This window comes from Serratia sp. TSO36 (genome assembly GCF_057808395.1).
Genome location: NZ_JBJZOU010000012.1, coordinates 312,105 through 331,607, shown reverse-complemented (window position 1 = coordinate 331,607; position 19,503 = coordinate 312,105). Strand labels below are relative to the sequence as shown.

The 19,503-nt window shown below is 59.1% G+C and carries 26 protein-coding genes and 2 pseudogenes; 14 read left to right on the top strand and 14 right to left on the bottom strand.

What is annotated here, in order from left to right; translation table 11 throughout:
- The first annotated feature begins 4 nt into the window (after positions 1 to 4).
- Positions 5 to 1,501, top strand: a complete 1,497-nt coding sequence (gene puuC / locus ACK3CV_RS11000; RefSeq protein WP_164038214.1) for an aldehyde dehydrogenase PuuC — start codon at positions 5 to 7, stop codon at positions 1,499 to 1,501.
- 11 nt (positions 1,502 to 1,512) lie between these two features.
- Complete coding sequence (locus tag ACK3CV_RS10995; RefSeq protein WP_025302550.1) at positions 1,513 to 2,793, top strand: NAD(P)/FAD-dependent oxidoreductase; 1,281 nt, start codon at positions 1,513 to 1,515, stop codon at positions 2,791 to 2,793.
- A gap of 43 nt (positions 2,794 to 2,836) precedes the next feature.
- On the opposite strand, the gene budC is transcribed toward ACK3CV_RS10995, so the two are convergent.
- Both budC and ACK3CV_RS10985 read right to left on the bottom strand, forming a co-directional pair.
- Positions 2,837 to 3,592, bottom strand: coding sequence for a meso-2,3-butanediol dehydrogenase (budC, locus tag ACK3CV_RS10990; protein WP_025302549.1), 756 nt, complete (start codon positions 3,590 to 3,592; stop codon positions 2,837 to 2,839).
- 315 nt (positions 3,593 to 3,907) lie between these two features.
- A complete protein-coding gene (locus ACK3CV_RS10985; RefSeq protein WP_033638240.1) occupies positions 3,908 to 4,336 on the bottom strand; it encodes a universal stress protein in 429 nt (142 codons plus the stop codon).
- A 253-nt stretch (positions 4,337 to 4,589) separates the two neighbouring features.
- Here ACK3CV_RS10985 and ACK3CV_RS10980 point away from each other — a divergent pair, with 253 nt between their 5' ends.
- Positions 4,590 to 5,267 (top strand): isochorismatase family protein, encoded by a 678-nt coding sequence (locus ACK3CV_RS10980; protein ID WP_016928046.1) that lies wholly within the window; start codon positions 4,590 to 4,592, stop codon positions 5,265 to 5,267.
- Between the two features lie 213 nt (positions 5,268 to 5,480).
- Here the strand turns inward: ACK3CV_RS10980 and ACK3CV_RS10975 are convergent.
- A pseudogene (locus ACK3CV_RS10975) lies at positions 5,481 to 5,559 on the bottom strand.
- Between the two features lie 114 nt (positions 5,560 to 5,673).
- The gene (gene cspE, locus ACK3CV_RS10970; RefSeq protein WP_033638238.1) at positions 5,674 to 5,886 is read right to left on the bottom strand and encodes a transcription antiterminator/RNA stability regulator CspE; all 213 of its coding nucleotides are present in this window, start codon (positions 5,884 to 5,886) and stop codon (positions 5,674 to 5,676) included.
- 560 nt (positions 5,887 to 6,446) lie between these two features.
- Between cspE and ACK3CV_RS10965 the strand changes: the two genes are divergently transcribed.
- Positions 6,447 to 6,848 carry a hypothetical protein gene (locus ACK3CV_RS10965; protein ID WP_039567110.1) on the top strand — a complete coding sequence of 134 codons (402 nt, stop codon included), beginning with the start codon at positions 6,447 to 6,449 and terminating at the stop codon, positions 6,846 to 6,848.
- A 6-nt stretch (positions 6,849 to 6,854) separates the two neighbouring features.
- Here ACK3CV_RS10965 and ACK3CV_RS10960 read toward each other — a convergent pair whose 3' ends face one another.
- The 3 genes from ACK3CV_RS10960 to ACK3CV_RS10950 all read right to left on the bottom strand — a co-directional run bounded on the left by ACK3CV_RS10960 (position 6,855) and on the right by ACK3CV_RS10950 (position 8,999).
- A complete protein-coding gene (locus tag ACK3CV_RS10960; RefSeq protein WP_033646359.1) occupies positions 6,855 to 7,499 on the bottom strand; it encodes a Qnr family pentapeptide repeat protein in 645 nt (214 codons plus the stop codon).
- Positions 7,500 to 7,543: 44 nt separating this feature from the next.
- A complete protein-coding gene (locus tag ACK3CV_RS10955; protein ID WP_239504647.1) occupies positions 7,544 to 8,638 on the bottom strand; it encodes an SMP-30/gluconolactonase/LRE family protein in 1,095 nt (364 codons plus the stop codon).
- Between the two features lie 151 nt (positions 8,639 to 8,789).
- Positions 8,790 to 8,999 (bottom strand): hypothetical protein, encoded by a 210-nt coding sequence (locus ACK3CV_RS10950; RefSeq protein WP_025160266.1) that lies wholly within the window; start codon positions 8,997 to 8,999, stop codon positions 8,790 to 8,792.
- Positions 9,000 to 9,139: 140 nt separating this feature from the next.
- On the opposite strand from ACK3CV_RS10950, the gene ACK3CV_RS10945 reads away from it, so the two are divergent.
- A complete protein-coding gene (locus ACK3CV_RS10945; RefSeq protein ID WP_164038207.1) occupies positions 9,140 to 9,490 on the top strand; it encodes a GFA family protein in 351 nt (116 codons plus the stop codon).
- Positions 9,491 to 9,502: 12 nt separating this feature from the next.
- Here ACK3CV_RS10945 and ACK3CV_RS10940 read toward each other — a convergent pair.
- The 3 genes and pseudogenes from ACK3CV_RS10940 to ACK3CV_RS10930 form a co-directional block, all read right to left on the bottom strand.
- Positions 9,503 to 9,775, bottom strand: a pseudogene (locus tag ACK3CV_RS10940) (DUF2000 family protein); the annotation flags it as partial.
- A gap of 21 nt (positions 9,776 to 9,796) precedes the next feature.
- The gene (locus ACK3CV_RS10935) at positions 9,797 to 9,919 is read right to left on the bottom strand and encodes a hypothetical protein (protein WP_489009853.1); all 123 of its coding nucleotides are present in this window, start codon (positions 9,917 to 9,919) and stop codon (positions 9,797 to 9,799) included.
- 99 nt (positions 9,920 to 10,018) lie between these two features.
- Positions 10,019 to 10,477, bottom strand: coding sequence for a hypothetical protein (locus tag ACK3CV_RS10930; RefSeq protein WP_033638235.1), 459 nt, complete (start codon positions 10,475 to 10,477; stop codon positions 10,019 to 10,021).
- 227 nt (positions 10,478 to 10,704) lie between these two features.
- Here ACK3CV_RS10930 and ACK3CV_RS10925 point away from each other — a divergent pair, with 227 nt between their 5' ends.
- Positions 10,705 to 11,916 (top strand): MFS transporter, encoded by a 1,212-nt coding sequence (locus tag ACK3CV_RS10925; RefSeq protein ID WP_164141376.1) that lies wholly within the window; start codon positions 10,705 to 10,707, stop codon positions 11,914 to 11,916.
- Positions 11,917 to 11,980: 64 nt separating this feature from the next.
- Here the strand turns inward: ACK3CV_RS10925 and ACK3CV_RS10920 are convergent, their stop codons facing one another.
- Complete coding sequence (locus tag ACK3CV_RS10920; RefSeq protein WP_162837928.1) at positions 11,981 to 12,118, bottom strand: hypothetical protein; 138 nt, start codon at positions 12,116 to 12,118, stop codon at positions 11,981 to 11,983.
- A gap of 294 nt (positions 12,119 to 12,412) precedes the next feature.
- On the opposite strand from ACK3CV_RS10920, the gene ACK3CV_RS10915 reads away from it, so the two are divergent.
- Complete coding sequence (locus ACK3CV_RS10915; RefSeq protein ID WP_033646364.1) at positions 12,413 to 13,528, top strand: AI-2E family transporter; 1,116 nt, start codon at positions 12,413 to 12,415, stop codon at positions 13,526 to 13,528.
- 60 nt (positions 13,529 to 13,588) lie between these two features.
- Here the strand turns inward: ACK3CV_RS10915 and ACK3CV_RS10910 are convergent, their stop codons facing one another.
- Positions 13,589 to 14,008 (bottom strand): GNAT family N-acetyltransferase, encoded by a 420-nt coding sequence (locus ACK3CV_RS10910; protein WP_164038203.1) that lies wholly within the window; start codon positions 14,006 to 14,008, stop codon positions 13,589 to 13,591.
- 145 nt (positions 14,009 to 14,153) lie between these two features.
- Between ACK3CV_RS10910 and ACK3CV_RS10905 the strand changes: the two genes are divergently transcribed.
- A complete protein-coding gene (locus ACK3CV_RS10905) occupies positions 14,154 to 14,444 on the top strand; it encodes a hypothetical protein (protein WP_060451502.1) in 291 nt (96 codons plus the stop codon).
- A 147-nt stretch (positions 14,445 to 14,591) separates the two neighbouring features.
- On the opposite strand, the gene tolA is transcribed toward ACK3CV_RS10905, so the two are convergent.
- On the bottom strand, positions 14,592 to 15,032 hold the full coding sequence (gene tolA / locus ACK3CV_RS10900) for a cell envelope integrity protein TolA (protein ID WP_164038200.1): 441 nt from the start codon (positions 15,030 to 15,032) through the stop codon (positions 14,592 to 14,594).
- 318 nt (positions 15,033 to 15,350) lie between these two features.
- On the opposite strand from tolA, the gene ACK3CV_RS10895 reads away from it, so the two are divergent.
- From ACK3CV_RS10895 to uspF, 3 genes are all read left to right on the top strand, one after another.
- A complete protein-coding gene (locus tag ACK3CV_RS10895) occupies positions 15,351 to 15,611 on the top strand; it encodes a YgdI/YgdR family lipoprotein (protein WP_275429463.1) in 261 nt (86 codons plus the stop codon).
- Positions 15,612 to 15,623: 12 nt separating this feature from the next.
- Positions 15,624 to 15,851 carry a YgdI/YgdR family lipoprotein gene (locus ACK3CV_RS10890; protein ID WP_033638226.1) on the top strand — a complete coding sequence of 76 codons (228 nt, stop codon included), beginning with the start codon at positions 15,624 to 15,626 and terminating at the stop codon, positions 15,849 to 15,851.
- A 214-nt stretch (positions 15,852 to 16,065) separates the two neighbouring features.
- Positions 16,066 to 16,515: a universal stress protein UspF gene (gene uspF / locus ACK3CV_RS10885; protein WP_033638225.1), complete on the top strand. Its 450-nt coding sequence runs from the start codon at positions 16,066 to 16,068 to the stop codon at positions 16,513 to 16,515.
- 74 nt (positions 16,516 to 16,589) lie between these two features.
- Here uspF and icd read toward each other — a convergent pair whose 3' ends face one another.
- Positions 16,590 to 17,843 carry an NADP-dependent isocitrate dehydrogenase gene (gene icd / locus ACK3CV_RS10880; RefSeq protein WP_033638224.1) on the bottom strand — a complete coding sequence of 418 codons (1,254 nt, stop codon included), beginning with the start codon at positions 17,841 to 17,843 and terminating at the stop codon, positions 16,590 to 16,592.
- Positions 17,844 to 17,974: 131 nt separating this feature from the next.
- Between icd and rluE the strand changes: the two genes are divergently transcribed.
- The 3 genes from rluE to ACK3CV_RS10865 are packed head-to-tail and all read left to right on the top strand — an operon-like array spanning position 17,975 to position 19,418.
- Positions 17,975 to 18,601, top strand: a complete 627-nt coding sequence (rluE, locus tag ACK3CV_RS10875; protein WP_041034765.1) for a 23S rRNA pseudouridine(2457) synthase RluE — start codon at positions 17,975 to 17,977, stop codon at positions 18,599 to 18,601.
- Positions 18,602 to 18,623: 22 nt separating this feature from the next.
- Positions 18,624 to 18,962 carry a lysozyme inhibitor LprI family protein gene (locus ACK3CV_RS10870; RefSeq protein WP_049235129.1) on the top strand — a complete coding sequence of 113 codons (339 nt, stop codon included), beginning with the start codon at positions 18,624 to 18,626 and terminating at the stop codon, positions 18,960 to 18,962.
- A 9-nt stretch (positions 18,963 to 18,971) separates the two neighbouring features.
- Positions 18,972 to 19,418: an NUDIX hydrolase gene (locus tag ACK3CV_RS10865; protein ID WP_041034763.1), complete on the top strand. Its 447-nt coding sequence runs from the start codon at positions 18,972 to 18,974 to the stop codon at positions 19,416 to 19,418.
- Positions 19,419 to 19,503 lie beyond the last annotated feature (85 nt).

Genomic DNA, 19,503 nt, shown 5'->3' with positions numbered 1-19,503 from the left:
AGGCATGAACTTTCACCATTTGCAGTATTGGCAACAACGGGCGCAGACCCTGAAGATTGAGCACCGGCTGTTTATCGACGGCCGCTACCAGCCGGCCGCCGCGGGGAAATTTTTCGCCGTGGAAGATCCCGCCGGGTGCCGTGAGCTGGCGCAGGTTGCGCGCGGCGAAGCCGCCGACATCGATCGGGCGGTCAGCGCGGCGCGCGCCGTCTTTGAACGCGGCGACTGGGCGCAGGCCGCCCCGGCGCAGCGCAAAGCCACGCTGCTGCGCTTCGCCGATCTGATGGAGCAGCATCACGAAGAGCTGGCGCTGCTGGAAACGCTGGACACCGGCAAACCGATTCGCCACAGCCTGCGCGACGACGTGCCGGGCGCCATTCGCTGCATCCGCTGGTACGCCGAAGCGATCGATAAGGTCTACGGCGAAATCGCCCCCACCGGCCGTGATGCGCTGGCGCTGATCGAGCGCGAGCCGATCGGCGTGGTCGGCGCCATCGTGCCCTGGAACTTCCCGCTGCTGCTGGCCTGTTGGAAACTCGGCCCGGCGCTGGCCGCCGGCAACAGCGTGGTGCTCAAACCCTCCGAAAAATCGCCGCTCAGCGCCATCCTGCTCGGCAAACTGGCGCAGCAAGCCGGGCTGCCGGACGGCGTGCTGAACGTGGTGCCCGGCTATGGCCACGACGCCGGCAAGGCGCTGGCGCTGCACCGTGACGTCGACGCCCTCACCTTTACCGGCTCCACGCCGGTGGCAAAGCAGCTGATGATCTACGCCGGCGAATCGAACATGAAACGCGTCTGGCTGGAGGCCGGCGGCAAGAGCGCCAACATCGTCTTCGCCGACTGCCCGGATCTGGATCAGGCCGCCCGCAGCGCCGCCGCCGGCATCTTCTATAATCAGGGGCAGGTATGCATCGCCGGCACTCGCCTGCTGGTCGAAGCGAGCATTGAGCAAGCGTTCTTGCAGGCGCTGCGCAAACACGCAGCGGCCTTCGCTCCCGGCGATCCGCTCGATCCCGACACGGTGATGGGCACGCTGATCGACAGCGGCCACTGCGAGAAAGTGGCCGGCTATATCGATCAAGGGCTCAGCCAGGGCGCCGCGCTGTTCCTCGACGGGCGCGACCATCCGCAGGGCGACCACGCCGGTTATCTGGGGCCGACCATCCTCACCCAGGTGAACAACGCCATGAGCGTGGCGCGCGATGAAATCTTCGGCCCGGTACTGGCGGTGACTACCTTCGACGACGAGCAACAGGCGCTGCAGCTGGCCAACGACAGCGACTACGGCCTCGGCGCCGCGGTCTGGACCCGCGATTTGGCCCGCGCGCACCGCATGGCGCGCCAGCTGAAAGCCGGCACGGTATTCGTCAACAACTACAACGACGGCGACATGACCGTGCCGTTCGGCGGCTACAAGCAGAGCGGCAACGGCCGCGACAAATCGCTGCACGCGCTGGACAAGTTCACCGAATTGAAAACCACCTGGATCTCGCTGGAATAAGGGCTTATCTCATGACTGAACACGTAAAAAGCTACTATGCGGCCACGGCCAACGCACATCAGCCCTATCCGCAACTGAACGAATCGATCGAGTGCGACGTCTGCGTGATTGGCGGCGGCTATACCGGCCTCTCCTCCGCGCTGTTCCTGGTGGAAGCCGGCTATAACGTGGTGGTGCTGGAAGCGGCGCGCATCGGTTTCGGTGCCAGCGGCCGCAACGGCGGCCAGTTGGTCAACTCCTACAGCCGCGACATCGATGTGATTGAAGAGCGCTACGGCGCGGAAAGCGCCCGCCTGCTCGGCAGCATGATGTTTGAAGGCGCGGAGATCATCCGCAGCCGCATCAGCCGCTACGCCATCGACTGCGACTATCGCCCCGGCGGCATCTTCGCCGCGCTGAACAACAAGCAGTTCCATGCACTGATCGAGCAAAAACGCAACTGGGAACGCTACGGCAATACCCAGCTCGAGCTGCTCGATGCGGATCGGGTGCGTCAGGAAGTCGCCAGCGATCGCTACGTCGGCGCGCTGCTCGATCACAGCGGCGGCCACATCCATCCGCTCAACCTGGCGCTGGGCGAGGCCGAGGCGATTCGCCTGCAGGGCGGGCGCATCTTCGAGCAATCGGCGGTGACGAACATCCGCCACGGCGAACCGGCGCTGATCAGCACCGCCAACGGCCAGGTGAAGGCGCGTTTCGTCATCGTCGCCGGCAACGCCTATCTGGGCGACAAGCTGGAGCCGCGGCTGGCCAAGCGCAGCATGCCGTGCGGCACTCAGGTGGTGACCACCGAGCCGCTGGCGCCGGAGATCGCGCAGGCGCTGATCCCGCAGAACTACTGCGTGGAAGACTGTAACTACCTGCTGGATTACTACCGCATCACCGCCGATCATCGCCTGCTGTACGGCGGCGGCGTGGTGTACGGCGCGCGCGATCCGGACGACATCGACAACCTGATACGGCCAAAATTGCTGAAGACCTTCCCGCAGCTGAAAGGGGTGCGTATCGACTATCGCTGGACCGGCAACTTCCTGCTGACGCTGTCGCGCATGCCACAGTTCGGCCGGCTGGAGAATAACGTCTACTACATGCAGGGCTACAGCGGCCACGGCGTGACCTGCACCCATCTGGCGGGCAAGCTGATCGCCGAGTTGATGCGCGGCGACGCCGAGCGCTTCGACGCCTTCGCCAAGCTGCCGCACCTGCCGTTCTTCGGCGGGCGCAATCTGCAGATCCCGTTCACCGCCATCGGCGCGGCCTACTACACGCTGCGCGACCGTATCGGCGTCTAAAACAGCAGGCCCGGTCATCCTGGCCGGGCCTGTGCGTTAACGCTTAAACGATCTTCGGTTGGCCGTCCGAGGCGGTCGCCCCGCCGTCGACCGGAATGTTGGCGCCATTGATAAAGCTGGCGTCGTCGCTGGCCAGAAACGCCATCACCGCCGCCACTTCTTCCGGCTCCGCCGCACGCCCCAGCGCGATGCGCTCATTGAACTTGTCGCGGATTTCCTGCGGCCAGCCGTTGGTCATGTTGGTTTTCACCAGGCTCGGGCAGACCGAGTTGATGCGCACGCCGTCACCGCCGTGATCCAGCGCCATGGCGCGCGTCAGGTTGACCACCGCGCCTTTCGCCGCGCAGTAATAAGCCGCGCCCCAGTCGCCGCCCAGGCCGGACACCGACGCGGTATTGACGATGCAGCCCTTGGTCTTCAGCAGATGCGGCAAAGCGAATTTGGAGCAGAACACCACGCCGTCGATATCGACCCCGGCGATGCGCCGCCAGTCATCGACGCTGGTTTCCAGCACGCTGCCCGCCACGTGTACGCCGGCGTTGTTCAGCAGAACGTCGATGCGGCCCAGTTTTTCCGCCACCTCGTTCATCATTTTTTCAACCGCGACGTGATCGGACACGTCGATATGCACCGCCATCGCCCGGCCCTTCGGCAGCGAAGCGGCAACCTTGTCTACCGCCTCTTTAGCCCAGTCGGCCAGCACCACGATGGCGCCCTCGGCGGAGAACCGCCGCGCCGCCGCTTCCCCCATGCCATTGCCCGCACCGGTGATAACCACGACTTTATTGTCAAAACGCATGAGACCTCCTCCATGTGAACGTATTTATATAAGTCATACAAATCTCATTGCCCCGAGGATAAGACGCCCCTCCCCTGAGCGCCAGTCAAAACGTGCGGTTTATTAACCAAAAGGAGGTATGTCAGTGATTTCAATGCGCTGGGTTAACCTTTATCGGATTTTGGCCAACATATTGATGGATAGAATAAAATCCCGGCCTGTCACTATTTTCCTGGCGGATTGTCAGCCAGCGGGACTATTGCGGATAGGCGGTTATGGCCGCTCAGAAATAAGCGATGTGAATGAAAAACGGCAGCCGCCCGCAGGCGGCCGCGACTATTTTTTCTCGATGGGGATCACCAGCAGATCGACGTTCAGCTCGTTGATCGCCTGACGCGCCGAAGAGACCAGTCGGCTCCAGACATCGTGATGGTGGCCGAAGATCACCAGATCGAACCCTTTCTCCTTCGCCACCCGGTTCAGTTCCTCCGTCAACGCGCCGCGGCTGACGATCACCTCTTCAACCGGATACGACGACTGCCCTTTGATCGCATTGAGCATATTCTTCACCCGCTCTGAAAAGGTGCGATCGGTGTAGTTATAATCGCCCACGCCCAGATCGACGTAATAACCGGCGCGATGAATGTCGATATAGATCAGGGAAAGTTGGGCATTGAGCGCGGCGGCCAGCCTGGCGCCCTTGCCCAGCAGGAACTCGGCGTCTTCGCTGAGATCCGTGGCGACAACGATATGCCGATAAGCCATGATGGCGGCCCTCCTCGTCAACTCCGTAAACAGGATGGCGCTCCTTGCCGCATGTTTCTCATGCACCTTAAGTTTAGCCCAGCGCCGGTTCGCTCGCCTGTCTCGCAATCGTTCCATCTGTGGAACGATGCATCCCGCCTTTGCGGTCTACCGGATTTTTCTCCCCTCCCTACACTGTAGACAAGCGCTGAGTTTCAGCCTTATCAATCAAAGCAGATACCCATTGACCTCACGACAAGAGAAGGAAAAAACCATGAGCACTCCAGCCAACTTCAACGGCCAGCGTCCTGTTATTGATGCCAATGACGCGGTCATGCTCCTGATCGACCACCAGAGCGGCCTGTTCCAGACCGTCGCCGACATGCCGATGACCGAACTGCGCGCCCGCGCCGCCGCCCTGGCCAGCATCGCCACCCTCAGCAAACTGCCGGTGATCACCACCGCTTCAGTGCCGCAGGGCCCGAACGGCCCGCTGATCCCGGAAATCCATCAGAATGCGCCGCACGCGCAATACGTCGCCCGCAAAGGGGAAATCAACGCCTGGGACAACCCGGACTTCGTGGCGGCGGTCAAAGCCACCGGCCGCAAGACGCTGATCATCGCCGGCACCATCACCAGCGTCTGCATGGCCTTCCCGTCCATCAGCGCGGTGGCCGAAGGCTATAAAGTGTTCGCGGTGATCGACGCCTCCGGCACCTACTCGAAAATGGCGCAGGAAATCACCCTGGCGCGCGTGGTGCAGGCCGGCGTGGTGCCGATCGACACCGCCGGCGTGGCCTCGGAGCTGCAGGGCAGCTGGAACCGCGCCGACGCTCAGCAGTGGGCCGAGGTTTACACCAAAATCTTCCCGGCCTATCAACTGCTGATCGAGAGCTACCTCAAAGCGCAGGACGTGGTGAAAAACAACGAACTGCTGGACTCCCAGCGTTAAGATCGCGGGCATAAAAAACCCCGGCCAAGGCCGGGGCTATTAATCGCGTGCCGGTGACTTTCCCGGCTGTCATGTTATGGCGTAAGCGTCCATCCAACACTCCAACATTACGCAGCCTAAGTGCGACTTTTTCACAACAGAAAAATAGACTGAAACGCGGCGTTATTAATTCTACGGCAATCTGTTTTTCTGTTGCCAATAATAATTAATTATTGGAACGTCATCGAGGAATCGAACCCCAGTCCGCCAACGGATAATTTCGTTGCCGCTCTTCCTGCTGAGCTAATGACGTATTGGTAAAGACTCCGGGCGAACCCGGAGTTTATTCAGGCTGAGGACGTTATTTCTTAACTGCTCCGGCTTAAACCCTCATCGCTATCGTAAGAAATCGGACCTCGGCCGAAAATTATAACGCGACCACGTTGCCGGCAGAAGGGCCCTTCATGCCATTTTCGATAGTGAACTCAACCTGTTGGCCTTCGTCCAGCGTTTTGAAATCGTTGCTCTGGATAGCAGAGAAATGTACGAACACGTCTTTGCTGCCGTCTGCCGGGGTGATAAAGCCGAAGCCTTTACCTGCATCAAACCATTTTACCAAACCAGTCATTTTAGTAGACATAGAGATATTTCCTTTATATTTTTGCGACGCCATAGGGCGATAGAGGTCTGTTTTTATTGGAAACTTATGGGGCACTAGAGAAGAAAATTCGCGGAAGAAGAGGTATCTGAGGGATATCGCTAATACTGAGAACTGCTTTACTAAAACTGCTTTCATAAGGTCTGTACTACAAACCGATGACGCTATTTACACACGGCTGAGTTATTTAAGCAAGATATATTTTAAATTATATTCATATGGCTCATAAATTTATTATCGCAAAAGGCCGCTGACGCCTGTCGCTACGGGCGGAGTGAAACACAACGAACAGCTAGACTCGCAGCGCTGATCGCCAAAGCTCACAGCACCGGGGCTGACTATGAAAGCGCAAATAGCCGCCGCTTCCGCGTTATGTTCTTCCCTTCACGCGAAACCGCTCTCTGCTATAAAAACAGGGATAAGCGCTTAATCGTCATGAAAAAGCCATAAAAACTTAATAAATCAATCTGTTCTCGACACTGGTACATTATCGTTGCTACGATAATTATTTATATTCGCAGGAAATGACCTCAAGGATGGCTATGATTGGCAAAAGAACACTGACGCTAGCTGTGCTGACACTCAGTTTGGCAGGCTGCCAGCCGGCACCACCAAGCTATGTGGAAAACGCGAATGCCTTGATCGCCAAACAGATCAGCGCAATTAGCCTGCAAACGGCACAGTGCAAATTTGCCCAAGACGGGCACTATTGGATTTCGGCTTGCTCGTTGGGTACTGCGCACACCGCACCGGTGTTCGCCTTGTTCGAACAGGAAGGCGTTATGCAGGCCAACGACAACCTGGCCATCGCCGTCGTGCCGCTCAACGAGCAAGCTCGCCACCTCTCACAGGATCCGCGCTTCACTATCCCGGTAATGCAACGCCGCATTCCGGTGGACGCGGATAAAGCCTTCAATCGCTTATTTGCCCAATCATCGCCTTAACCCCTCTCAGCCGACGATCGCGATCCCCAGCCGCTCCAGCAGCTGCGCGGCCTGGTGGCTGTCCATTTTGACGCCCTGCAGATCGGTGGTGCGCAAATCCAACTCGCCCAGTTCCGCGTTGCTCAAATCGCACTGGGTGACATCGGCGGCTCGCCAGTCGAATCCGGAGAACTCGCCGCCGGACAGATCGGAGCCGCTGAAGCTGGCGCCGAGCACCTGTGCGCCGTGCCAGCGGTTTTCCCACAGCTCGCATTTCTCCAGCACCACCTTAGCGAAGTTGGCGTAGCTCAGGTTGCTTTTAGTGATATAGGCGCTGCAAAACCCGATGCGGCTGGTGATCATGTTCATAAAACTGGCGCCGCGAAAATCGGCGCCCTGCGCGCGGCATTCGCGGATCTCCAGCCCCAGGGCGCTGGCGTAGCGGAAGTCGGCCATCGACAAATCGCAGCTTCTGAAGCTGGCGTCTTTCAGTATCGCGCGGCTGAAATTGCCGCCCTGTCGGCTGTCACGATCGTAAAACTGGCAGCCGATAAACTCGGTGCCGGTCAGATCGGCGCCCGAAAAATCACACAGCATAAAGCTGCCGTTTTCAATCTTCTCGCCGGTAAAGCGGTTACGGTCAATCTTTTCACCCTTCAACATCAGACTCATCGCAGCACACCTGTTTATTTATACAGTCGGTGCAGCATTTAATCCTATTCCGGCAGGGTTGGCAACCGTCGCCGATCGGCGGGCCTCCGCTCTAACGCCACCTTGACGATGCTGAATGTCCTGACGCTCTCCGCCTGAGCGACGTCGGCAAACAAACGAGGGTAACGGGAGTTGACCACCCACACTTCGCCATCACGCAGAGCGGCGCCGGTCGGCCCATCCAATTCCGGCGGCGTGGCGACCGCCGTGATATGCGCGCTGGCCCAACCGTCGTTCGAGGCGAGCAGCGTTACGTTGCCGGACATGCCCCCTTTTCTCCCCGGATAAGACTGTACGATCACCAATTCATGGGCGTTTTTGAGCCGCAGGCCGTCCGGCCCTTTCAGCCGCTGCGGCAGCCTGATTTCACTTATTGCAGATGCGTTATCCAGCGTCACCTTCCACAACAGCCCGCGGGTGTAGTCCGCCGCAATCAGATAGCCATCCGGGTGATACGCGATGCCGTTGAGATAAGGCTGCGTGCCCTGCGCTGCGGCGGGTGCGTCGGCGGGCATCAAACGCGCCGAGCGCACCAGAATAGATACCTGGCGCGTTGCCCGGTCAATCTTGTAAATCTGCGGCTGGAAGCTGTCGGTCACGTAGATATTGCCCTGCGCGTCGAGCGCCAGATCGTTGGCCAGCGTCGGCCCACGGCTTAACGATGAAAGATCGTACGTCTGCTGCAGCGCGCCGGTATCGAGATTGAACTCCAGCACCTGCGCCACGCGATTGCGCGTGCCGGAGGCTGAGTTGAGGGATACGCCCACGTCTTCGTTGCACACCAGCACCCGGTTGCGCTCGGCGTCCACCAGCATGCCGGAGGTGGTGATAAGCCCACTGCCGGTGGAAAAGCGCCGATAGCGGCCATCCGGGTAGACCAGGCCGAGCTGCCCGCCACGCAGGGACGACACCAGGAACGCGCCGGCGCGCGCATTCCAGGCGATGCCTTCAGGGTAGGCGCCGGCGGCATCCGGCGAGAAGTCGATGCGCTGCGCGGCCTGCGCCTGCATGACGCCGCTGAGAAACAGCGCGACACCGGCCAAGCGGGTGAGGCGCCGGCGCCGCGGCAACAAGAAAGAAAAGAGGCTGAAGCGGAACATAAGCATGATCCTGATGAGGACTCGGATCGCTAGAGTAGGATCGCGCCGCTCACGGCACCAGCCGGGAAAAAGGCAATGCGCTACTAAAAAAATCGCAGTAATCGGCGCAAAAAAAACCGCCCGGGCGGGCGGTTGAGGCGACGGCGAACCGTTACTTCAGGGCTTCCTGAATGGCGTCGGCCATCGGGCCGATGTGCTTCTCCGCCGCCTTCAGCTGGAAGTCCACGCCGTTGCCGTCATTGGTATCCGACAGCGTGGCCTTGATCAGCTCCAGCGCCGCCTGCACCGCCACCAGCCGTTTATGCTGTTCGTCCGTGACCGGTTTGGCGCCCATATTGGCCGGATAGTAATGTTCTAACATCGCGATCTCCTTTTGATGACGTTAACCTCTAACCTACCAGAAAACCGCGCATTTACTAAGGAAACCAGGCCCTGCGCGGCCGAGTGACGATAAATTGCACTATACTGGGCAAACACGCCCCCTGCTACAGGACCATCGCCATGCCATTCCAGGGAAGCTGCCACTGCGGCGCCGTCACCTTCTCCGTGGACGCCGAACTGCCCACCGAGGCCCTCAGCTGCAACTGTTCGATCTGCCGCCGCAAAGGGCTGCTGCTGTCGTTCTTCCCCATCAGCGCTTTCACACTCAACAGCGGCCAGGACCAACTCAGCGCCTACACCTTCAATCAGCACAAGATCCGCCATCAGTTCTGCCGAGTCTGCGGCGCTCAGCCCTTCGCCTACGGCACAGCGCCGGACGGCGCCGCGATGTGCGCCGTCAACCTGCGCTGCGTGCCTGACGCCGCGCTGGATGCGTTGCAGATCCACAGCTACGACGGCGCCAGCGTCTGAGATGCCGCGTTTTCAGCGGTAGACGGAGAACTTCTTGGTCAGCGGCTTAAGCTGTTCGGCGTCGCCGTAGAGCGCCACCGCCACGAAATCCAGCTGCTCGTAAGGGGTGTTGGCGGTGTCGGCGATCTGCTGTTCGGCGGAGTGCGACAGCATGGTGGTGGTGAAGAAGTTGGACAGTACGCCCTCTTCCTTGCACTTCAGAATCAGGTTGCTGAGCTGGCTGCTGTTTTTAGCCTGCAGGATCACTATCGGATAGTGGCTCATATTGGCGCTGACGCCGTCGAGGCTGCTCGGGTAGTGGTGAAACTAGCGCTGTTCGATCAGATCGGTGATGCCCGCCGTCAGATGGCAGGAAGCGTTAAACAGCGTGGCCGGTTCGTGATTGCGGTTGAGGATGATATAAAATTTTTTCTCGTTGTCGCTGTACATACTCTTCTCCTTGAATAGGCAGCCAGTTTTACCCAACCGGCGCACGGTTTCAAGGCGCGATAAGGGGCCGCGTCCGGCCCCCGTAATAACGCTGCCGGCTCAGACGGCGCCTTCACCCGGGCCGAGCGGCTGCGCCACCTGATGCAGCACGGTGATGTGCTGCAAAAGCGTGCCGCCGTCGATCGGTTTCATCTGGCCGTCGCGATCTTTATAGTGCGTCGGCTTGGCGCCGTGGAAGAACAGCCCGGCGTTGACCTGCACGCCCAGATAGCCCGCGCTGGCCGGCAGGCGCTGCACGTCGGTCCAGGGATTGGAAACCGGCACGTACTGGAAACCCTCGCTCGTTTTGGCGTACAGCGGGCGCAGCAGCGTGACAAAGGCCATCATCGGCGACAGCGCATCTTTAAAGATCTGCACCGGCCGATCGACCGTCATCAAGAAACCCTGCGGCTGCTCCTCAACCGTGTCGAGGCTCAGGCTGCTGCTGATATCATCACCCCGGCCGCCATAGCTCCATTCAATGGCCGGCGCCCCACTCTCGTTCATCATCTCTGACATACACTGCTCCTTATAAAATGAATTCAACACGCCTGCTGCGTGCCGGAACAGTAAACCGCTGCAGGGGGATCAGCGTCCACGCCGGGCGGCACGCTGGCGAACCAAACAACGAAGGCGCTCAATAAAGCTCGAAATGAATAATTTCCCCACGTGATAGCGCAGCATTTGAACGACCTCAGCCGTTGCAAGAGCACATAGTGATGGCGTTACCGCCACTGGAGAGTGTTATGACCGCGATTAAACCGGACGCCATCGACCGCGTTCTCCCCGCCGCCACGCCCTGGCTAGCCGTCATCAACGTGCTGTTCGCCGGCATCGCCGCGGCGCTGCACGTGGGCAAGGCCACCATCGCGCTGCCGGCGCTGGAGGCCGAGTTCGGCCGTTCGCTCGAAGCGCTGAGCTGGGTTATTTCGGCCTTTCCCTTCGTCGGGGTGTTCGGCGGCATCGCCGCCGGGCTGCTGGTGCGCCGCTGGGGCGACCGGCGGCTGCTGGCGCTCGGGCTGCTGATCATCAGCGCCGCCAGCTTTACCGGCGCCGCGCTGCACGACTTCAGCGGGTTGATCGTCAGCCGCTTTGTCGAAGGCCTCGGCTTCGTGATCGTGGTGGTCGCCTCGCCGGCGGTGCTGAACCGCATCGTCGCCCCGGCGCAGCGCAGCCTGGTGTTCGGCATCTGGAGCACCTTCATGCCGGCGGGCATCGCCATTTCGCTGTTTTTCGGCCCCCATCTCGCCGGCTGGCAGCAGAGTTGGCAGGCCGGTGCGGCGCTGACGCTGCTGGCCGCCCTGCTGCTGCCGCTGACCACGTCCCGCCGCACCGCCGAGACGCACGCGCCGTCCTTGCCGCTGCTGCAAGCGCTGGGCGCCCTGCTGCGGGCGCGCCGGCCGCTGTTGCTGGCGTTGATGTTCACCACTTACAACCTGCAGTTTTTCTCGGTGATGACCTTCCTGCCGATTTTCCTGATGCAGCGCATCGGCCTGACGCTGGCGGCCGCCGGCGGTATCAGCGCGGCGGCGGTGGCGGCGAACATCATCGGCAACCTCGCTGCCGGGCTCTTGCTGTCGCGCGGTCTGCGCGCCGGTAGCCTGCTCGCGGCCACCAGCCTGATCATCGGCGTCTTCGGCATCGGCATTTTCTTGCCGATAACGCCCAACGCCCTGCTGATCCCGCTGTGTTTCCTGTTCTGCGCCATCGCCGGCATGCTGCCCGCCACCATTCTGGCCGCCACGCCGGCGGCGACGCCGGAACCGACGCTGCTGCCGCTGAGCCTGGGGCTGGTGATGCAGGGGAACTATCTCGGCCAGGTGATCGGCCCGGTTGCGCTGAGCGCCATCGTGGCCGCGGTCGGTTGGGCGGCCCCGGCCTGGCTGGTGCTGGCGGCAGCCGTGTCAGGGGCGCTGTTGGCGCTGGCTTTTCTCAGCCGGCGGCATAAGGCGGGGTGATAAGCAGAAAGGTGGTTCTGTTTGTTATAAGCGGTGCTGAATTTTCCCTGGTGCAGGTGCCTGCCTATCGCGAAGGATAAGGCCAATGATGATCGAGACCCGACAATGACAAGGCGCCGGTGGCCGCGAAATACACCAGCAGGCCGGCAAAGGCGATCAGTAGCGTCTTCTCGATGACGCCGAGTCGTTTGTGTTCAGTCATTTGCATACTCCTTCGTGGTATCGGGCGAACGGCCGCCCTCATCAACACTAGGAAAGCCTGGCGCAGGCGGCAAGCTCGGCTCACAAAATGAAACACAATAGATAAATTTCGTTAATTATTTAGCCCTCTTCCTTTTCTTGTGCCGCCGCCTGTTCACCCTGCGGCGCCCGCCTTGCCCTTAATAACCCTATGGAATACGCCACTAAAAATCCCCTACCGGTTAAGTAAAGGTGATGATAGTGTTGTTTTCATTCAGTTCATCTATGCTGAAAATTCATCTTTTGAGGGACGACTATGATGTCTAAAGGCATTTCCAAGGGATTCTTTATTCTGATCCTGTTCATCGTTACCGCCGCCTTTCTCGACGTGCTGGGGCCTTACTACTCCTCGGTGCTGTGGGCGGTCATTCTGGCGGTGATTTTCCATCCGGTAAAAAAGAAACTGAAGCAGTACGTCGGCGAACGCAACGGCGTGGTGTCGCTGCTGACGGTGGCACTGATCTGCCTGATCGTGTTCACGCCGTTGGCGATCATCGCCTCGTCGCTGGCGATGGAATTCAACGTGATCTACACCAAGCTGCAGACCAACAACAGCCAGTTGCCGACCATGCTGGCGGACTTTATGCGCCACCTGCCCGGCTGGGCGCAGCGCTTCCTGGCGGAACATAACCTCAACAGCGCCGCCGAGATACAAAAGCAACTTTCCGAGGTGGCGCTCAAGGGCGGGCAATATCTGGCGGGCAGCGTCTTCCTGATCGGCAAGGGCACCTTCAACTTCGTCGTCGGCTTCGGCGTAATGCTCTACCTGCTGTTCTTCCTGCTGAAAGACGGCCCCTATCTGGTAAACCTGGCGCTCGAAGCGCTGCCGCTCTCCCAGCACGTGAAGCACCACCTGTTCGTGAAGTTCGCCGCCGTCTCCCGCGCCACCGTCAAGGGCACGGTGGTGGTCGCCGTGGTGCAAGGTGCGCTCGGCGGGCTGGCATTTTACTTTACCGGCATCGACGGCAGCCTGCTGTGGGGCGCGCTGATGGCGTTCCTGTCGATCATCCCGGCCGTGGGCTCCGCCATCATCTGGGTGCCGGCGGTGATCTACTTCTTCGCTACCGGCATGCTGTGGAAAGCCATTTTCCTGGTGGTGTTCTTCGTGGTGGTGATCGGCCTGGTGGACAACATCCTGCGCCCGCTGCTGGTGGGCAAAGACACCAAAATGCCGGACTACCTGATCCTGATTTCCACCCTGGGCGGCATGGAGATCTACGGCATCAACGGCTTCGTCATCGGCCCCTTGATCGCCGCGCTGTTCATCGCCTGCTGGAACATTCTGTCCGGCCGCGACAGCGAGGAGAACATCGAAGAGATCGACGAAGCGTTTATCGAGGAAGGCAAAAATCATCCCGACGCGGTGGAGTAAACCTCCCGCAGCGAATCACGCAGGGGCCCAATGGGCCCCTTTTTTGTCAGTGGTTTTGTATCAGCGCGCCGGGATAAAAAAGACCTGCTCCGGATCGCCGTCATCGAGATTGTCAATCTGGCCGCTGGCGACAAACCCGGCGTTCAGCAGCAGCCGCTGCATCGGCAGGTTGGAGCGATTGGTGGAGGTGAACAGCTTCGGGTGCCGGCAATGGGACTTCAACACCGCAATCAGCGCCTGCCCGACGCCCCGGCGGCGATAGCGCTCGCCGACCATCAACATCTCGATAAAGCCGCAGCCGAAGAAGTGATAGTGCAGCACCCCATAGCCCATCACCATGCCCTGTTCCTCGGCAAGAAAACAGATGCCCTGCGCGCACCAGGCGCGGATTTGCGCCGCGCGCTGCGGCTCGTCTTCGGCGACGCTGTCGAGGGCGATCAGGGCTGCGGCATCGGTTTCAGCAGCAAGGCGCACAAGCATATTTAACCCCTCATTCGTATGGATGACGGCGGAGCCGCTTCAACGAAACGGCAACCGAAACGGGATAATTTTTACATCCCCGCCAAATTTTGTAATCCTATTATAGAGTTACTAAAAACACGCCAAGGAAGGAAAGCTTTTCCCGATGAGAATCCCGCAAATCTCCGCCGCCCTGCTGTTTACCCTGCTGCTGGCGGGCTGCCAGTTCCACAAAACCGTGTTCCCGCCGCCGTATATCGGCACTCCGCAAGAGATCAGCACCTACGAAGTGAAGGGGCTGACGTTCGTCACCACCGTCACCTTCAGCGGCCTGTTCGCCGAAGATCTGGTGCGCGAGTACGCGCAGAAACATCACTATCGCTACTATGTGGTCACGATGCGCAGCAACGGCTTTAAAGATCGAAGCGAGCGCGTGAGCGCAATGATGTATCGGTAGGTATTGGCAACATATGCCGTGAAGACTGGATTCAACATTAGGAAACGCTATACGAAATATTGCACAACCCAATACTCACAGGCCGCATGAAAGTACGGCCTGCGACTTCTGTTTAACCCAGTTGCCGCCCTTTACCTTCTACTGTCACTACGGGCTAAATTCCAACGTGATAATTTGGAACTCCTTATGGACCTCTTCCGTTGGTGGCTTAGGAAAGCGAGAATCGCCAATTGCCTGCATGGCGGCACGGCAAAGAGCCGGATCGCCACCTTCTGTTCGAACATTAATTGGCAGGCCGTCCGGTGCCGACGTAATGCGCAATGTGCAACGCTTGCCTGAGTAGGCTTCGGCGTCTTTAAAATGGCGTTGAATCTCAGCTTGCACCTGAGCCATGTAATGTACTTTCTCTTTTCCCGGCGCAGGCGTCTTTGGGGCGCCAAGGTTGGCGAAAAGATCATCGACCTCTTTATTCGCCGGATCGTTTTGGCTGGGGCCAGTGCTCTTGGCACACCCTGTTAATGTCAGTGCGAGCATCGCCGCCAATAATGTGGCGGCGCCGGTGCTATAGCCTGAATGCGTTATTTTCATATCCCTTTCCTTATGGATGATTATCAGCCGAATCAACGTTGTATTCGAAAAGATCCCCGGTGAATACTTATACAGAATTAACGCCAAACCACCAATGACATCACGCACTGGCACGCGGAAAATCGTGAGTAGATGATGATATGAAACCCTAACCCCCTCACCGGGCCGTACGCCTGAGCCACCTGACCTATCGACATCTCCCGAATGGGTAATCACCCCATCAATAAATTAAGTTATTCTTACTTTTTTATCCCACCATAAGCACTTTCAACCCTGGCAATCTGGAAAATCTGCCTATACTTATTTTCCTGATATTAAATTCGTTTAAGTAACCAGGATGGTAGGTATGAAAGCAAACGACTCTTTGCCGCGCTTCTTGCTGCAACTACGGTGATGTTCATTGCGGGCTGCGCTTCCAATCAGGCGATCAAAACAACGGATGGCAAGACCATTGTCACCGACGGCAAACCTCAGGTCGATACAGATACCGGGTTAGTCTCCTATCGAAACGCTGAAACGGGCAAAACGGAACAGATCAATCGAGACCAGATTGCAAACATGAGTGAGTTGGATAACTAAAAGGAGCTTCAAATGAAAAAAACGCTTGTTCTTCCCGCGATCGCCCTGGTTGCCATCGCCGCACTGTCAGGCTGCACACGCACCAGCTACGCCATCCATACCCACGACGGTCGAACGCTCATCAGTGACGGCAAGCCGAAAGAAACTTCTGCCGGGTTGCTCGGTTATACCGACGCCAATGGCGTTAAACAGCAAATCAACAAGACGGAAGTCAAAGAGGTTTCAGAGATCCCTCATTAAGGTTCCGATAACCTTAGCCAGCTAACACCAAGGGAGCCAATGGCTCCCTTTCTACTCTAAAACCCGGCGTACTTGCCTGCATTTAACGATAACGTCGAACACCTGACATTTCAGCGCCAACGTTACCGGGTTTGCCATACGGATCTCTCCTTTCCCTGCGTCGAACAGCTATAATCCAAGAAGTGGAGTTATTTGATAATGATAAGGAGGGAGTATGTATAAAACTATCTTGGTTCCAGTCGATATTACCGAGCCGGAATTAACGCAGCAGGTCATCCCACATGTCAACGCGCTCGCCAGGCTCGAAGACTCCCACGTCCATTTCCTGGCGGTGATCCCGTCACGCGCCACCTACGCCGCTTTCGGCTTTGCCGCCACCGCGGCGATAGAAACCAAAGACGAAATCATTGCGGTAGCGACCGAAGGGTTGGCGAAAGCGGCCAAAGAATTCAGCGTACCTGAAGATAGAGTGACCACGCATGTGGCCGTCGGCGATCCTAAAGATCAGATCCTGGAACTCGCTGATGCGCTTAACGCAGAGATTATTGTGATGGGGTCCAACCGCCCTTCTGCGATCACTTACCTCCTCGGCTCCAATGCCACCGCCGTCGTGCGCCACGCCAATTGCCCGGTGCTGGTGGTGCGCGAATCGGCCAATACTTGATATCCCATGCCCATTTGGACAATAAAAAAACGGGAGCCCTAAGGCTCCCGCTCTCATTCAAGCGCCAAACACACTTACATGTGCTCTACGATAGCGTCGCCAAACTCTGAACATTTCAGCAGCTTAGCGCCTTCCATCAGGCGTTCGAAGTCGTAGGTCACGGTCTTGGCGGCGATGGCGCCTTCCATGCCTTTAACGATCAGGTCAGCCGCTTCGAACCAGCCCATGTGGCGCAGCATCATCTCTGCGGACAGGATGATGGAGCCTGGGTTCACTTTGTCCTGGCCGGCGTACTTCGGCGCGGTGCCGTGAGTCGCTTCGAACAGCGCGCAGTCGGAGCCGATGTTGGCGCCCGGTGCGATGCCGATGCCGCCTACCTGGGCAGCCAGGGCGTCGGAGATGTAGTCACCGTTCAGGTTCATACAGGCGATCACGTCGTATTCCGCCGGGCGCAGCAGGATCTGCTGCAGGAAGGCGTCGGCGATCACGTCTTTAACTACGATCTCTTTGCCGGTGTTCGGGTTCTTGATCTTCAGCCATGGGCCGCCGTCGATCAGCTCGCCGCCGAATTCTTCGCGCGCCAGCTCATAGCCCCAATCCTTGAAGGCACCTTCGGTGAACTTCATGATGTTGCCTTTGTGAACCAGGGTCACGGAGTCGCGGTCGTTGGTGATGGCGTATTCGATCGCCGCACGCACCAGACGCTTGGTCCCTTCTTCGGAGCATGGCTTCACGCCGATACCGCACTGCTCTGGGAAGCGGATTTTCTTCACGCCCATTTCGTCGCGCAGGAATTTGATCACTTTGTCCGCTTCGGCGGAGCCGGCTTTCCACTCGATGCCGGCGTAGATGTCTTCGGCGTTTTCACGGAAGATCACCATGTCGGTCAGCTCAGGCTGTTTCACCGGGCTTGGGGTGCCCTGGTAGTAACGCACCGGGCGCAGGCACACGTACAGGTCCAGCTGCTGGCGCAGGGCCACGTTCAGAGAACGGATGCCGCCGCCGACCGGGGTGGTCAGGGGGCCTTTGATGGCGACGCGGTAGTCGCGGATCAGGTCCAGAGTTTCGTCCGGCAGCCACACGTCTTTACCGTAAACGTGGGTAGATTTTTCGCCGGTGTAGATTTCCATCCAGGAGATTTTACGTTCGCCGTGGTAAGCCTTTTTAACGGCCGCATCAACCACGTGGATCATGGCAGGAGTCACGTCAACGCCGATGCCGTCGCCTTCGATGAACGGGATGATCGGGTTATGAGGAACAACCAGTTTACCCTGGGCGTCAACCGTGATTTTTTTACCTTCTGCCGGAACAACTACTTTGCTTTCCATCAACCTCTCCTTCAAGCGCAATTTTGTTAATGCTTTGTAAGATGCGTGTAGATACTACTTGAATATTCGGTCCGCGCCAATCCGAAACGGATTCGGTTATAATGCGCTTATCATCCGTAATCTCAACCGTTATGAAAAAATTCTCTGTTAGAAATCACAAAGTTAAACGATTCAGCAAGCCGAATGCCGCCAAACCCGCCGCGCCGAAAGGGCCGCGCCGAATTGTGTTATTCAACAAGCCCTTCGACGTGCTGCCGCAGTTCACCGACGAAGCCGGCCGCGCCACGCTGAAAGAGTACATCCCCTTCCCCGACGTTTACGCCGCCGGGCGCCTGGATCGCGACAGCGAAGGGCTGCTGGTGCTGACCAACGACGGCCAGCTGCAGGCGCAGCTCACCCAGCCGGGCAAGCGCACCGGCAAAATCTATTATGTGCAGGTCGAGGGCGCGCCGCAGGAGAGCGATCTGGCGCCATTGCGCAGCGGCGTCACGCTGAAAGACGGCCCCACGCTGCCCGCCGGGGTGGAGTTGGTGGCCGAGCCGCAGTGGCTGTGGCCACGCAACCCGCCGATCCGCGAACGTAAATCCATCCCCACTTGCTGGCTGAAAATCACCCTGTATGAAGGGCGAAACCGCCAGGTGCGTCGCATGACGGCGCATATCGGGTTCCCTACCCTGCGCCTGATTCGCTACAGTATGGGTAATCTTTCGCTGGGTTCACTGCAACCTGGTGAATGGAAAACTATCGATTCCCTGTAGACCGATCACTGATGGAGGCGCCATGAGGAACACACTGACCGCGCTGCTGCTTGCCGCTCTGGCGGCCCCGTTCGCCACCCAGGCCGCCAGCTTCGACTGCGCCAAGGCGGCAAACCGCGATGAGCAAGCCATCTGCGCCAACCGCACGCTGAACGATCTGGACGTGCAAATGGCTACCAAGTACCAATTCCTGCGCGGCCTGTTCGCCATGGGCGCGCGCGGCGCGATGCAGGACAGCCAGCAGGACTGGCTGGCAAAACGCCAGCGGTGCGGCGGCGATACCGCCTGCCTGCTCAAAAGCTATCGCACCCGCATCGCCGAGCTGGACGACATCTACCGGCGCATCGACAAACCGCTGTAAGGAGAGCGCATGTTCAAACCGCACGTCACCGTGGCCTGCGTGGTGCACGCCGCCGGCAAATTTTTAGTGGTCGAAGAGACCATCAACGGCAAAGCGCTGTGGAACCAGCCGGCCGGCCACCTGGAGGCCGACGAGACGCTGGTGCAGGCCGCCGAGCGCGAGCTGTGGGAAGAGACCGGCATCCGCGCCGCGCCGCAGGCGTTTCTGCGCCTGCACCAGTGGATCGCGCCGGATCGCACGCCGTTCCTGCGTTTTTGCTTCGTTATCGAGCTGGAACAGCCGCTGCCGACCGAGCCGCACGACAGCGACATCGATCGCTGCCTGTGGCTGAGCGCCGACGAGATCTTGCAGGCGCCCAACCTGCGTTCCGCGCTGGTGGCGGAGAGCATTCGCAGCTACCAGCAGCCGGAGCGCTACCCGCTGTCGCTGGTCGGCAGCTTCGCCTGGCCGTTTTAAGGGCGCCGTGCAGCACAAGATGAACAGTGCGCCGGCGCGGCCAACGTGGTAAAATCCTGCGCTTGTTTTTATCAGCACGGTTCGT

Bases quoted from the DNA above. Each gene is read 5' to 3' on its own strand.
- ACK3CV_RS10935 (WP_489009853.1), bottom strand. From the start codon at position 9,919: ATGTACAGCGACAACGAGAAAAAATTTTATATCATCCTCAACCGCAAT.
- ACK3CV_RS10995 (WP_025302550.1), top strand. From the start codon at position 1,513: ATGACTGAACACGTAAAAAGCTACTATGCGGCCACGGCCAACGCACAT.
- icd (WP_033638224.1), bottom strand. From the start codon at position 17,843: ATGGAAAGCAAAGTAGTTGTTCCGGCAGAAGGTAAAAAAATCACGGTT.
- budC (WP_025302549.1), bottom strand. From the start codon at position 3,592: ATGCGTTTTGACAATAAAGTCGTGGTTATCACCGGTGCGGGCAATGGC.
- ACK3CV_RS10890 (WP_033638226.1), top strand. From the start codon at position 15,624: ATGAAAAAAACGCTTGTTCTTCCCGCGATCGCCCTGGTTGCCATCGCC.
- ACK3CV_RS10920 (WP_162837928.1), bottom strand. From the start codon at position 12,118: ATGACTGAACACAAACGACTCGGCGTCATCGAGAAGACGCTACTGATC.
- ACK3CV_RS10955 (WP_239504647.1), bottom strand. From the start codon at position 8,638: ATGTTCCGCTTCAGCCTCTTTTCTTTCTTGTTGCCGCGGCGCCGGCGC.
- ACK3CV_RS10945 (WP_164038207.1), top strand. From the start codon at position 9,140: ATGCCATTCCAGGGAAGCTGCCACTGCGGCGCCGTCACCTTCTCCGTG.
- ACK3CV_RS10930 (WP_033638235.1), bottom strand. From the start codon at position 10,477: ATGTCAGAGATGATGAACGAGAGTGGGGCGCCGGCCATTGAATGGAGC.
- tolA (WP_164038200.1), bottom strand. From the start codon at position 15,032: ATGAAAATAACGCATTCAGGCTATAGCACCGGCGCCGCCACATTATTG.
- ACK3CV_RS10925 (WP_164141376.1), top strand. From the start codon at position 10,705: ATGACCGCGATTAAACCGGACGCCATCGACCGCGTTCTCCCCGCCGCC.
- ACK3CV_RS10980 (WP_016928046.1), top strand. From the start codon at position 4,590: ATGAGCACTCCAGCCAACTTCAACGGCCAGCGTCCTGTTATTGATGCC.
- ACK3CV_RS10910 (WP_164038203.1), bottom strand. From the start codon at position 14,008: ATGCTTGTGCGCCTTGCTGCTGAAACCGATGCCGCAGCCCTGATCGCC.
- ACK3CV_RS10865 (WP_041034763.1), top strand. From the start codon at position 18,972: ATGTTCAAACCGCACGTCACCGTGGCCTGCGTGGTGCACGCCGCCGGC.
- rluE (WP_041034765.1), top strand. From the start codon at position 17,975: ATGAAAAAATTCTCTGTTAGAAATCACAAAGTTAAACGATTCAGCAAG.
- puuC (WP_164038214.1), top strand. From the start codon at position 5: ATGAACTTTCACCATTTGCAGTATTGGCAACAACGGGCGCAGACCCTG.
- ACK3CV_RS10960 (WP_033646359.1), bottom strand. From the start codon at position 7,499: ATGAGTCTGATGTTGAAGGGTGAAAAGATTGACCGTAACCGCTTTACC.
- uspF (WP_033638225.1), top strand. From the start codon at position 16,066: ATGTATAAAACTATCTTGGTTCCAGTCGATATTACCGAGCCGGAATTA.
- cspE (WP_033638238.1), bottom strand. From the start codon at position 5,886: ATGTCTACTAAAATGACTGGTTTGGTAAAATGGTTTGATGCAGGTAAA.
- ACK3CV_RS10950 (WP_025160266.1), bottom strand. From the start codon at position 8,999: ATGTTAGAACATTACTATCCGGCCAATATGGGCGCCAAACCGGTCACG.
- ACK3CV_RS10985 (WP_033638240.1), bottom strand. From the start codon at position 4,336: ATGGCTTATCGGCATATCGTTGTCGCCACGGATCTCAGCGAAGACGCC.
- ACK3CV_RS10905 (WP_060451502.1), top strand. From the start codon at position 14,154: ATGAGAATCCCGCAAATCTCCGCCGCCCTGCTGTTTACCCTGCTGCTG.
- ACK3CV_RS10965 (WP_039567110.1), top strand. From the start codon at position 6,447: ATGATTGGCAAAAGAACACTGACGCTAGCTGTGCTGACACTCAGTTTG.
- ACK3CV_RS10870 (WP_049235129.1), top strand. From the start codon at position 18,624: ATGAGGAACACACTGACCGCGCTGCTGCTTGCCGCTCTGGCGGCCCCG.
- ACK3CV_RS10915 (WP_033646364.1), top strand. From the start codon at position 12,413: ATGATGTCTAAAGGCATTTCCAAGGGATTCTTTATTCTGATCCTGTTC.